General features: G+C 50.0%; 11 protein-coding genes. 7 read left to right on the top strand and 4 right to left on the bottom strand.

Features of this window, described 5'->3' with window-relative positions; translation table 11 throughout:
• The first annotated feature begins 374 nt into the window (after positions 1-374).
• On the top strand, positions 375-1322 hold the full coding sequence (locus AB1611_07115) for a Ppx/GppA phosphatase family protein (protein MEW6379361.1): 948 nt from the start codon (positions 375-377) through the stop codon (positions 1320-1322).
• Between the two features lie 15 nt (positions 1323-1337).
• On the opposite strand, the gene AB1611_07110 is transcribed toward AB1611_07115, so the two are convergent.
• From AB1611_07110 to AB1611_07095, 4 genes are all read right to left on the bottom strand, one after another.
• Positions 1338-1910, bottom strand: coding sequence for an O-acetyl-ADP-ribose deacetylase (locus AB1611_07110; GenBank protein ID MEW6379360.1), 573 nt, complete (start codon positions 1908-1910; stop codon positions 1338-1340).
• A 424-nt stretch (positions 1911-2334) separates the two neighbouring features.
• Entirely contained in the window at positions 2335-2889 is a 555-nt protein-coding gene (locus AB1611_07105; protein MEW6379359.1) for a hypothetical protein, read from the bottom strand.
• A gap of 206 nt (positions 2890-3095) precedes the next feature.
• On the bottom strand, positions 3096-3635 hold the full coding sequence (locus tag AB1611_07100; GenBank protein MEW6379358.1) for a hypothetical protein: 540 nt from the start codon (positions 3633-3635) through the stop codon (positions 3096-3098).
• Positions 3636-3800: 165 nt separating this feature from the next.
• Complete coding sequence (locus tag AB1611_07095) at positions 3801-4322, bottom strand: hypothetical protein (GenBank protein ID MEW6379357.1); 522 nt, start codon at positions 4320-4322, stop codon at positions 3801-3803.
• Positions 4323-4965: 643 nt separating this feature from the next.
• Here AB1611_07095 and AB1611_07090 point away from each other — a divergent pair.
• The 6 genes from AB1611_07090 to hflC all read left to right on the top strand — a co-directional run bounded on the left by AB1611_07090 (position 4966) and on the right by hflC (position 13008).
• On the top strand, positions 4966-5250 hold the full coding sequence (locus AB1611_07090) for a hypothetical protein (protein MEW6379356.1): 285 nt from the start codon (positions 4966-4968) through the stop codon (positions 5248-5250).
• A gap of 187 nt (positions 5251-5437) precedes the next feature.
• Positions 5438-7117, top strand: coding sequence for an AAA family ATPase (locus tag AB1611_07085; protein ID MEW6379355.1), 1680 nt, complete (start codon positions 5438-5440; stop codon positions 7115-7117).
• A 9-nt stretch (positions 7118-7126) separates the two neighbouring features.
• A complete protein-coding gene (locus tag AB1611_07080; GenBank protein MEW6379354.1) occupies positions 7127-7777 on the top strand; it encodes a hypothetical protein in 651 nt (216 codons plus the stop codon).
• A gap of 91 nt (positions 7778-7868) precedes the next feature.
• Complete coding sequence (pilO, locus tag AB1611_07075) at positions 7869-8921, top strand: type 4a pilus biogenesis protein PilO (GenBank protein MEW6379353.1); 1053 nt, start codon at positions 7869-7871, stop codon at positions 8919-8921.
• Positions 8922-8949: 28 nt separating this feature from the next.
• A complete protein-coding gene (gene hflK / locus AB1611_07070) occupies positions 8950-12009 on the top strand; it encodes an FtsH protease activity modulator HflK (GenBank protein ID MEW6379352.1) in 3060 nt (1019 codons plus the stop codon).
• A 21-nt stretch (positions 12010-12030) separates the two neighbouring features.
• Positions 12031-13008, top strand: coding sequence for a protease modulator HflC (hflC, locus tag AB1611_07065; GenBank protein MEW6379351.1), 978 nt, complete (start codon positions 12031-12033; stop codon positions 13006-13008).
• Position 13009: the final 1 nt, after the last annotated feature.

Below are 13009 nucleotides of genomic sequence, written 5' to 3'. Positions count from 1 at the left end.
TCAAGCTTTTTTAAGAGAGCCGGATAACCTCGCTGCCGGTTTTTTTCTGTACTGGTTTCCCCGTTGGTTCACCCCCACCTAACCTCCCCTGCCACAGGGGCTCCCTGCCTCAAAAGGGGGAGGGATTATGAGGAGCATTCGCTCCCTTATAGGGTAAACAACAGGAGGCTGCCTCTGATAAATTAAAACTGTCCGCCCCTGAACAAATACATGCGCCAGGGTATAAGTTGGTTTTATTCATGCAATTAATGTGGTACCGTCCTGAAGATTTTTTTCCAAATTGCTTTATTTTAGGCTATACTAACAACAGATTAATGGGAAGGCAAAACCATATCGGGTGAAGCAGCTTCTGAAGATTATTGAGAGAAACGACCATGATTCATGCTGCGATTGACCTTGGGACCAATGCCATCCGGTTCATGGTTGCCGAGGAACTAAACCGCGGGCAAATCCGCGTGCTGCACCGGGAGCGGATGGTTGTCCGGTTGGGGGAGGGATTTGGCAGGGAGAAAAAAATCCTGCCCCAGAGCCTCCGGCGGGCTGTCGAAGCGGTGAAGAGGTTTTCGGCTGAGGCGGCAAGTTTGGGGGCTGAAAAGGTTCGCCTCGCAGGGACCAGTGTCTTTCGGGAAGCCGAGAACCGGGAATCCGCCTGCAGGGTACTGCATCAGGAAACCGGCATTCCAGTGCAGGTCATTTCCGGGGAGATGGAGGCTGGCCTGGCCTCGTACGGGGTTATCAGGACTCTCGGCCTCCAGCCGGAAAATCTGATCATTACCGACATCGGCGGAGGAAGCAGTGAAGTCATTCACTTTCCTCCTGCTGACGGCTATCCTTCTTTTTTCAGCCTTCCCCTGGGTGCTGTCTGGCTTACCGAGAAATTCCTGATTCATGATCCTCCTGCGGCCTGCGAATGGGAAGAGATGGTCAGATATTGCCGGAGCATTATTGAGCAGAGTCTTCCGTCGATTTTTACCGATTCCCTGACCAGTTTTATCGGGACCGGAGGTACGGCTACCACCCTGGCCGCCATCGAGCAAAGAGCGTGCAGCTATGATCCTGACCGGATCAATAGCTTTGCCATTCCTTTAGCCAGCCTTGAAGAGCTGGCTGCCGGTCTTCGCTCTGTGCCTGTCCATGAGCGGGGGAAGGTTTGCGGGCTGGAGAAGGGCAGGGAGGATATTATCCTGGCTGGTGCGGCCATACTGCTGACTCTGATGAGAACCCTGAATATTACCCGCTTAACGGTCAGTGACGCGGGGCTGCTTGAAGGCATCATCTGGCATGAAATCAGCCCTTCTCCCTTTGTGGAAGTCTTCCCGTAAGTGACCGGGCACAGATCACGTGCCTTCTTCCCGTGCCTGGGAAAATTCCTCCGGGTACAGCTCCTGAAGGGCCTTTTCATAAGCCTCGTAATCTCTCTGGCTGAAGAGCACAAAGGTAATCGAATCAAAGTCATCCTGATGATCTTTGAGGTAGTCGAGGCAGGTCTCAAGAGCGATTCGGGATGCTTTCTCGATCGGATAGCCGTAAACGCCGGTACTGATCGAGGGGAAGGCGATGGTTCGAAGATTATGCTGTGAAGCCAGCCGCAGGCTGTTCAGATAGGCATTGTGCAGGATTTGCGGCTCTCCCTTTTTTCCGGTGACATAGATTGGCCCTACGGTATGGATAACAGAGCGGGCAGGCAGATTGCCTCCTGTGGTGATGACTGCCTCACCGGCAGGGCATCCGCCGATTTTCCGGCATTCTTCCATGATTTTGGGGCCGCCTGCCCGATGAATGGCCCCGTCTACGCCCCCTCCTCCCCGCAGGCCGGAATTAGCGGCATTAACAATGGCATCTACTGATTCTTCGGTGATATCCCCAACTTTCCATATTACGGTTGTCCTGTTGATGGTAAAGCTTTTCATAGAGCCTCCCGATGCTTATTTCCCCCCTCATAAGCCCTTTTTTCCTTTGGCAAAAGCGTAACGGAGAGATGGAAAATCCGCCTGTTCCTTTTGGAACATTATGCTTTTACATTTGAACTGATTTTGGAGCCTATTAAACCAGAAAATATTCGGGCAAGCAATAAAAAAATAAAAATTTCCAAAAAATCGTGCCGGAAAGTTGTGGGGAGGCCCAGTCCCCCCCCCGAAGGGTATGCCGGGCCTCCCCCAACCTGTTTTACTGGTGAGAATACCGATAAGAATACGGAATGGGTATAGGCGTCAATTTATACCATAGTTAATTCAAGGTACCTCCATTTCCCTGTACTTATCCATAAGGTTTTGTGGTAAGTCAGGATAGTGCATCTTATCTATGACGTGCTTGGGCAGCTTTCATAGCATAAGATTAGAAAACAGGGAATGGAGGTACTCCCCACAGAACTTCCGGAGTCACCAGGCTGAGATAGGGGATAGCGCCTACATATGATCCGAAGGCAGCGGTATAGGCATTGTTGGCAATCAAGGTCAACAGGTCAACATTCTGAAATGGCGGAATCAGAAGTTCATAGCCCAGTGGCAGTGTGTTCGGGACAATTACCCCACCTGGCAGGATATGGTCGGGAGGCGGGAAGGTGTTGAAGCCGGTCAGAGGATCAAAATAGTAGAGGCTGCCACCCAGGATTGCAGGAGCATTGTACAGAAACCAGGGATGCGAGTCCTCGATGTCCCAGATAAAAGAAGGCGTTACCGGCAGTACGGTCGAGCTGGTAAGTGAGCTCACCAGAGGTGTAGCCTTGCCCGTAAGGGGGTCTACAGGAGACAGTGTCTGAGTCCACAGTGGCCACAATACATTATAAGGAGGCATCGCCTGCCAGTACTGAGCAGTTGCTGATGAAGCCATGAAAAAACAAACTGCCATACCTAATACCAATGCACCCAATAAAAGTCGTGTTCTACGCATGATCGTTTCTCCTTAACCTTTCCTCATCTTGGAAACAATATTGATAAACACTAAATAAAAAACCTAACGATAGTACCATACTGCGAATGCGTGGTATAAATTGTCCTCCTTTCTTATCCAAAAAGGTTGCCTTTACCCATCCTTGATACAGCCACGCTCATGAGCGCGGCCAATTCGAGTTATTTCAGGGTTAATGCCTTGCTCTCTTATGGCTGGGGAAAGAAATTTTCCCTGATAAAATAGAGCACAGCCTCTTGAGGCGATACCCCCAGCTTGTCCGCATAACTATACATCAGGGCACCGAGATGATCGGCCTGGGTATCCTGGAGATAGAGAAGAGGAACTTCTCTGGCTATTTCGTAAAATTGTATGGCGTATTGTAAATAGTTATAGGTGTTGAACGCCTCCATCAGGGTTTGGTATCCGTTCCCGTAAGAGAAAGGGCTCATCAGGCTCAGGCCGTTTCCGAAATACCCGCCGCCATACCACGGAGACCATGATGTGAGAGAGCCTGAAAAAGGGTTCATTCCTCCCCATCCCAATCCTGCATGAGGATTGATGAATGCAGAGCCGCCCAGCCCCCCATAGCCATAAGCCTGGAATGGTGCCAGGTAATTATAATAACCGTAATAGCCTGAGAGGGGAGAAAATTGTGCCTCTGCCCAGCCAGGCAGCAAGCCTTCGGGAACAGCAGCCGCTATGAAAAGCATAATAACTGCAAAAAGCCATTTTGGAAAAAATTTCATTTACTCACCTTCCTCTTTTGATGTGTTGAATACAGTATTTCACAGGTCCCCCAAACCCCAATATCCACAATATTCTCAGTTGATGAGGAACATGTTGACTGTGAATATTTTTGGGGGAATCTTACAGCTTCAGGGTTTAATGCGGATTTATTTGGATGAGACAGGTCAGGATTTGATAATCGAGATCGTTACGATCTGAAGTGCTGGCGGAGGGAGCTTATTTTCCTGTGCAGGAGGAATGGTTTCGTCCTTCAGAAGAACCCTGCTCATTATCCTGAGCACAGGACAAGGTACTTCACAGCGGAATGGATTGACCCACCGCTCCAGGATCGGCAACACAACCGGCGGCCAGAAAAAATTTTCGATGAGGTTCTGCTGAATGAGATTCAGGTTATAGTTAACGATGCGTCTTAACCATTCGAGAAAGCATGAAAAGCGTCCGATAAGGTTCCTTCCGGCAGTAAAAATCCGGCGGGGAAAATGGCTTATGCTTTCCAGGATATTTTCCAGTTTCCGGGTTTCGGTAAAATCTGCGCAGACTTCCAGGAATTCACAAACACCGATATGGGTGCAGCGGATGTATTCCGGCGCATCCATAGTGCATAAAATACAGATTAAGCCTGCCAGTAATATCTGCAACAGGTGAGAAAGAATTTTCAATACCTTACAATCGAACAATCGCCTCATTCCCTATCCATTATTTCGACTCTGTGCTGGCCTTATTAGGGAAATAAGCCAGTGAGCCTTATATTATCCAGAGAAATTAATACCTGTTCGAGATTGATTTACCCTATCGGGACACTTTCATGGTATTTTCAATATCAGAGTTCGGAATTCCCTTCCTCATAAGGGAGATTGAGTTTATTTGCAGGACGGCATATAGTGAAGCAATTCTTATGCCATACAGTTCTTCCCTGTATTTCCTTCTTGCCAAAGATTGAATCTAAAATCAATGATCCATTAAAATCATATAATAAGCGATGAGAAAGGAAAGTTGCTTTCAAATAGCTCAACTACTATAGAGCGGAATCTTCCTGAGAGTTATGAAAATTTTTTCCATCTATTAGGAAAAAAGATTCACATATGATCGAAACCGAATGTGAATCACTGTTGACTTGACAAAAAACAGCCAATAGGGAATTATTATTCCATAATGGGCCACTTCCCTTTTTCTATCCAGCATAAGGAAGTTGAGGGTTTAACAGAATACATCTTCAAGGGTGTAAATTATTTTTAATGCTTGACTTTTCAGAGAATTTATTAGAGAATCTAGCTATCAGAAAACAGATCGCCAAAACAATCCTAGATGAGAAAGGGGGCAAAAAGAACAATGGGAATGATTATGGCAGTGTTAGGCGGTTTTTTAGCAATAATCCTCGGAATTATCGGGCTGATTTTCTGGTTCAGATATTTTCTTTACCTTATCGCGGGAAGCGTCCCCATGATTCTGCTTACTGGCGGCCTGATTGCCTTGTTTATCGGCATCACCGAAATAAAGGATACGATCAAGACTAAAGAGGAAGAGAGTGGCCGATTCGATTCATTCCGGGAAGAGCCGCGATCGGCTGAAAATTCAGGCCGCAGAAAAGAAGAAGATCGTGAAAAAAATGACTGATCAATTCCCTGAGTAAATCAGCCAGACGATTTTTTCTTGAAAAAGACTGACCATCCCCAAAGACAAGCGAGATTGTGGTGGTTGGTCTTTTTTTATGCCCATAGTCAGGGAGGAAAAGTTTCATAATGAAACTTTTTTACACACTCTCCCTTGACAAATCCATCCTCAATCTGTTATACACATCTTCATGGATTACACAACCCTCCTTAACCTAAAAAAGGAACCGTTTTCGATTTCACCTGATCCGAGCTTTTTCTACTATTCCAGGGATTACCAGGAATGTCTGCAACAACTTGAATTATCCATCCGGCTGCGCAGGGGATTGAATATCATCCTGGGGGATGTCGGGACCGGCAAGACAACCCTGAGCCGCGCTTTAATTCAGTTGTTTCAGGGATATGAAGAGTTCAGGTTCCATCTGATACTCGATCCTTCATTCAATTCCGAATATGAATTTCTCCTCTCGCTGGTAAAAATTTTCAATATCCCGGTCCCTGAGGAGAAAACCAGCCTGGCTTTCAAGGAAGCCATACGGACCAACCTCCTGAAAGAGGGACTGGAACGCAAGCGGGTCATTGTCCTGATCATCGACGAAACCCAGAAGATGGACTATCCCTTTCTGGAGCTGCTGAGGGATTTTCTGAATTTTGAAACCAATGAATACAAGCTGCTGCAGCTGGTGCTTTTTGGGCAGATGGAATTTCTGGACAAGATTCAGGGGAAGAAAAACTTTATGGACCGGGTCAATATGCTCTATTTTCTCAAACCCCTGAGCCTGGCTGATACCAGGGAAATGATTGATTTCCGCCTTCGGAAGGCGGGATATTTCTCCCGTCAGTCTCTTTTTACCCAGGAGGCCTATCAGAAGATTTACGAGTGCAGCCAGGGATATCCCCGAAAAATCGTCAATCTCTGCCATCATTGCCTGCTGCTCATGCTCATCAGGAAGCAGCAGGTAGTGGATAAGCAGATCGTCGAGCTGGTTGTCAAATCCCTCTTCCCGGACGCCGTATTTCCGGAACAGAGAAAGTTCAACCTTAAAAAGTTGTCAAAATTGGCTGCGCCTGCGGCAGCCCTGGCAGTTCTCGTTATCCTGGGTTTTTTCGGGATTATCCGCCACCGCAGTGCAACCGATACCGGTCAGGAGCAGGCCACTTCCAGCCGAAAGGCAGGACCGAGCGGCCTGTCACCTGTGCAATCCCCGCAAACCGGCTCTGTGCCGCAGCCAGGGTCTCTGCATACTGCCAGAGCCAGGTCTCAGGCAGTTCCATCTGACGCCCGGTCCGATTCCAATCCGGTCGGCCAAAACGATCTTCCACCCGTCGATGAGCCGATAAGAAAAGCAGACAACAAAAATTTCCCCGCTGATCACCGGAACCTGCCGGAGGATAGTGCCCCTGGAGAAATACAAAGGGCAGGATATCAGGTAGTGGTAGCCGGAAAGGGCGATTTTGTCTCCCGGATGGCCCTCAAACTTTACGGGTGTGAGAAAGTGACGGATAGTATCCTGGCATCCATTCACAAGGCCAATCCCCATATCTCAAATTTGAACCTCATCGAACCTGGCCAGAAGGTTTACTTTCCTGATCTCACCGCCGATGGAGGGAAATCGGAAAAAGGCTCCCGTATCTACGGTGTGCAGGTAGATTCCTTCCCGACCGTTGACCAGGCCCAGGGCTGCCTGAATAAACTGTCCTCGATCGGCAGACGCATCTATATCGAGCGGGAGAACCTTTCCGATCAAAGGGAAAGATACTCAGTCATCGTTGGCCCTTTTACTGACCTGACTCGCGCCTGGGAGACGATGGACAAACTGGAGAAAAAGGACTTCAACAACTCCCGGGTGATCGTAATCAGTCAGGATTGAAGAGAGCAGATGAAACAAGAGGAAAACCTTTCCGCCACGAACCAGTTGATCAGGTTCATTCGCGGAGGGGTCACCTGTGAGGAATTTTATAACCAATATCCTGAGGTGAAACCCGAGGGGAGATCGGTGATGGCTCTGTATGCTTTTCCAGCCCTGGCAGGGCTTATGCTCATCCTGATAGGATACCTGGTTTTATCCTGGCAGCTCAAGGCCGGCCAGTCACAGCTCGATATGCTGTCCAGAGACCTGGATGCCGGAGCAGCCGGAAATCTTTCTCCACAGGACATCGAGGCAAGGCAGGTATTCCTGGCGGGACAGGATGCACTCTACCAGGACCTTGTCGGCGAGAAACTCTCGATGAGCTGCATGCTCAAGGAACTGAGCCATCTCAGTCCGGCACTTGTCTTTTTCACCAGGATTTCCCTGAAGAGCCTGGCTCCTGTCCAGTCAGGCAATCGATCGGCAGCGGGCAAGTATCTGGTTCTCGAAGGCATGGCCATTCAAGCCGAGGTCTCTGACAGAAAAGGCGATTTCTCTGCATTTTTAGCCCGGCTCAATCAATCCTCCTTTTTTCAGAAAATGCACGTAAATTATCAGCGGGAAACGGATACCGATTACGGTCATGGATTGAATTTTATCCTGACCGGTAATTTGCAATAATTTGGATGCCCGCTGGGCATCCCTGATTACGGTATTTCATTCGACAGCCAGTTCCTCACACGAATTTTTCCAGAAAAATTTGGCTTAAAATATGAAAAAAGTACGGATTTTCATTCTTATTTTTCCTATCCTGCTTGTTGGCCTCTCCTGGCTGTTGTTTTCCCCGTATATAACGGAGATCCGTGAGGTCAGGCAAAAAATCCGGATGACCCGCAGCCGGATCGAAAGGCTTCGCCAGCTCAGCGGACAAGCCGAAGACATGGACAGAAAGATTGCCCTGTTTCAGAAAAATATTCAGCATCTTGTTCGCTACCTTCCCGGACAGGGGGAAATTGACAGCCTTCTGGGCGAGGTCAGATCCAAGGGGACAGATTATGGGCTGAATATGCTGAAAGTCGATTCCGATTATTCCTTCTGGCTGGGTGAGGCAGACTCATCCCAGGATGGTGCGATTTTGTGCTTTGAGCCTGTGCCGGTTCACCTTCAGGCGGAAGGGCAGCTTCCTGACCTGTGCAGCTATCTTGAGTGGCTGGAAGGATTACCCTATTTTCTGGGTATCGACAATGTGGACATTATCAGGCTGGAGGATAGCTCTTCGGTGTTTCCTCAGGTGCGGCTGACTATGTTTTTCAAGGTGATGAGCCTGTCACACCGGGGGAAGGAAGCGGCTGGCCGTTTTTTCAGGAAAACTGATCTCTACCAGCCTGTTCATCTTTCTCCCTCCTTGATAGCTGCTCAGAAGAACCTGCGGATTACCGCCCTGGAAAAAGACCTCTTTTCACCTGAGGGAGCCAGTGCTGAAGAAGGAGAGTATCAGCAGGGTGACGGGTCGCCATCGGGATTGGAGGATGTTGTGGTAGGGGAGGGGGACTCGGAGAAAGCAGGAGGAGACAGCGGCGCAGAAGAAAGGAACAGTAACCCCGAAACGGACAGCGGCCATCGGAGTGAGGAAGCCGTGACCTCGATAAGGGATCTTGACCTGAACGGCATCGTGAGCTATCAGGGGGAATATATCGCCCTGATCAATAATCGAAGGTTGAAAAAAGGGGAAACTGTAATCGGAATGGAGGTGATGTGGATTACCAAAGACAGCATCTGCTTGGCAAAAGGCAGTGAGAAATTTATCCTGCGCTTGAATCAATAAGCACTTTACCAAGAAGAGGGAACAATGCATGAGCACAGCTAAGGAGAAGAATCATCAGGTCTTGGCCGATGATCCGAAATTGGAAGACGAGATAGAAGAGGAAGAAGAAGGTGTCTCTCTGAATTATGTTATTTTCACTGCCATTATTGGCTTGTTGCTTTTGCTCAACTGGCTGGGAATTTTTCGAACCGTTCTGGGAATCGACACATCGATCATTCTGACCCTGATCGGCGGGTATAAAATCTTCTTTGGCGCGCTGGAGAGTCTTTTCAGACGGAAGATCTCGGTTGATCTGGCCATTGCTCTGGCTGCGATTGCCGCCCTCTCCATCAGGCAGTATCTGGCTGCCGCTGAAGTTATTTTTATCATGCTGGTGGGAGAAGCCCTTGAATCCTTTGCCGTTGACCGGACCAGGGGGGCTATCAAAAAGCTGATCGATCTTTCGCCGAAAAAGGCCCGGGTGATCAGGGAGGGGAAAGAGCAGGAGATCGAGGTTGAAAAGCTGACTGCCAATGACCATGTCATCGTCAGGCCCGGTGAGAGGATCCCGGTTGACGGTGAGGTTCTCTGCGGACGGTCTTCCGTCGATCAAAGCACGATTACCGGCGAATCCATTCCGGTGGAAAAGAGCACCGGAAGCAAGGTGTATTCCGGAACCATCAATCAACTGGGCTCTCTGGAGATCAGGGCGGACAAGGTCGGTGAGGATACTGTCCTGTCAAGGATCATTCATCTGGTGGAAGAGGCCCAGGCTCAGAAGGCTCCCATTCAGAAGGTGGCCGACCGGTATGCCAAGTTTTTTGTCCCGGTTATTATCCTGGTGGCTGCCATTGCCTACCTTATTACCCGAGATCTGGTGCGGTCGGTTTCCATTTTAATCATCGCCTGCCCCTGCGCTCTGGTCCTGGCTACTCCCACGGCCATTTTTGCCGGTATCGGGCGGATGGCCAGGGAGGGTATCCTCGTCAAGGGCGGGGCCTATCTTGAGGCCATGGGCAGAGTCAATCTGATCGCTCTCGACAAAACCGGAACCCTGACCCAGGGAAGACCCAGAATTGTCAGTATCATTTCCTTTCAAGGGTATTCAGAACAGCAGGTCCTCTCTTTGGCGGCCACGGCGGATCAGTATTCCGAGCACCTTCTGGCCAGCATTATCGTGGAGGAGGCCAGAAAAAAGTCACTCGATATCGGCCACTGTGACAAATTCCAGGTAAAGCCCGGGTTAGGGGTTGAAGCCGTTCACCAGGGGAATACCGTGCTGGTAGGGAACAGAAAACTCCTCGAGGAAAATGGCCTGGAATTCGACCCGGCTGCCCTGAAAGTCCTGGACGAAGTCGAACATAAGGGACAGACCATGATCCTGGTGTCCTGCGGGCAGAAGGTGGCCGGCGCCATCGCCATGCAGGATGAGATCCGGCCCGAAACTGTGGAGACGCTCCGGAAACTGAAAAAACTGGGTATCAGGCTTACCCTCCTGACCGGCGACAACGAGCTGGTAGCCAGGCAGATTGCCCGGCAGGCCGGCATCGATGAATATGCCGCCCATCTTTTGCCTGACGGCAAGGTAGCCAAGATCCGGCAATGGCAGGAGGAAGGATACACCGTGGCTATGGTCGGAGACGGAATCAACGATGCCCCCTCCTTAAGTACGGCCAATGTCGGCATAGCCATGGGCAATATCGGCTCCGATATTGCCATTGAATCCGCAGACATGATTTTTATGGCCGATGACCTGAGCCGCCTTGAAAATGCAGTTACCATCGGCAGAAAAACCGTGAGGACCATCAGGCAGAACATCCTCTTTTTTGCCGTTATCTTCAACGCGCTGGCAGTGGTGGCTGCCTCGACCGTTGCCTGGGTCACTCCAGTGGTGGCAGCCGTTGTCCACCAGATCAGTTCCCTTCTGGTAGTGGGAAATTCGCTGCGGCTTTTATCCGGAAAAATGAAAGCCATTCTGTCGGGCTGGGCGAGCGGGCTGGCGGGATGGTGGCGGCACCTTGTTCATGACTATCTTCACCATGTCTGGGAAGCCCACAAAAAGCCGATATGCAACGCTGCTCTTGCCCTGGTGATCGTGCTCTATCTGGCTTCCGGGCTTACCATGATCTCTCCCTACCAGCGGGGAGTAGTCCAGCGGTTTGGCCGCAAGATCACCGATAATCTGCAACCCGGCCTTCATCTGTTCTTTCCCTGGCCGATCGATAAAGTCACCAAAGTTGTTCGTACCGTCGAGCGGGTCGAGGTCGGATTTCGCCGAAACAAAAGCGTAGTCAGCCGGGTGGATCAGAAAACCGGGCAGGTGGTCACCGCCTATGAATGGGATATTCAGGACCGTACCGGAGAGTATCAGAAGAAGAGTGATGAGTCCCTGGTATTCACCGGAGACGAGAATTTCCTTGAAATGGACATGGTGGTCAAGTACGTGATCAGGGATCCTTCGAATTATCTGTTCAAGATCCGGGGGTTCCAGGACACCACGGACCTGGTGCGGTTTTGCGCCCAGTCAGCCATCCGGGAAATCGTCGGACGAAAAGGGGCCGATAATATCCTGACCGTGGACCGCAGTGAAATCGAAGCCCAGGTTTCCACGCTTCTCCAGCGGGAGCTTGACTCTCTTGACGCAGGCCTTCTGGTCGAGGGAGCGTATTTGCAGAGCGTGCATCCGCCGATTGAGGTGGCCGACGCCTTTCGGGCCGTGGTCAATGCCCATGAGGAAAAGAGCATGCTCATCAATCTGGCTGAAGGCTATCACAACGAGCAACTGCCCCTGGCCCGCGGCAAGGGGGAGCAGAATATCAGAATGGCCGAATCTTACCGTGACGAAATAACCAACCGGGCTGAGGGAGAGGGCCAGCGGTTTGTCAGCATGTGCAAAAACTATGATACCTTTAAAGATGTCACCTCGGTCCGGCTTTACCTTGAGACCGTGGAGAGCGTACTGCCGGGGATGAAAAAATTTATCCTCGACGAGCAGCGCAGTGGCCGCGAGGAATTGACAGTTTTTGGTTCCAAAAAAATTGAGACGCTCATCAATAATATTACCAGGGAATTTTTCCCTCGATCCAAACAGCAGAGTCTGAAGCCGTAATTTCCTCATGGAGGGATGTCAATGGAAAAGAAAACAAGAAAGAAGATCACCGTTTCATTCCTGATTCTCGTATCCTTAGTTTTAATCTTTTTAAGCATGTTTGTGGTTGATGAAACCCAGTACAAGATTGTCACCCTGTTCGGAAAGCCGACCCGCGTGGTTTCAAAGGCCGGATTGCACTTCAAGTCACCCATTCATACCACCATCACCCTGGACAAAAGGATGTTGATTTACAACCCGATACCCCAGGAGTACCTGACGCGGGACAAGAAAAACGTGGTGGTGGACAATTTCGTCTGCTGGAAGCTCATCGATCCTCTTGACTTCTACGTTACCGTCAATGATGTTGCCAAAGCGCAAACCCATCTCGATGACCTGGTGTATTCCGAAGTGTCGGCTGCTCTCGGCCGGTATGACCTGTCCTCTCTGGTTTCCACCAAACCGGGAGAGATGAAGATCACCGAGATTTTTCAGCAGGTCCTCGATAATTGCAGAAAGCGCGCCGAGAAGGATTACAGTATCAAGATTGCCAGCGTAAAGCTCAAACAATTGATTCTTCCCCAGCAGAACAAGCAGTCTGTTTTTGACCGGATGCGGGCCGAGCGGCAGAGAATCGCCAAACAGTACCGGGCCGAGGGAGAAGAGGAGGCCCTGAAGATCCGGGCAGCCACGGACAAGGAGACCAGAACGATCCTCTCCGAGGCCTACCGGACCGCTGAAATCACCAAAGGAGAAGGCGATGCCGAAGCGATCCGGATCTATGGTGATGCCTATGGGCAGAACGTCCACTTTTACAAGTTCCTGCGAACACTCCAGGCCTATCAGAAATTCATGAATGAGAAAACCACGGTGGTTCTGTCGTCAGGTTCAGATCTGTTCAAATTGCTGACTGAAGGACAGGTGAAGGATGCTGTCAGGACCGTAAGCTCTGGTAAGAACAGGAGCAAAGCCACTCAAACCGCCGGTGCTGCCAAAGCAGATAACCTGGCCAAAAAGTAGA

The sequence above is a fragment of the bacterium genome (genome assembly GCA_040755755.1).
Lineage (GTDB): Bacteria > SZUA-182 > SZUA-182 > DTGQ01 > DTGQ01 > DTGQ01.
This window is presented reverse-complemented; position numbering and strand designations above follow the sequence as displayed.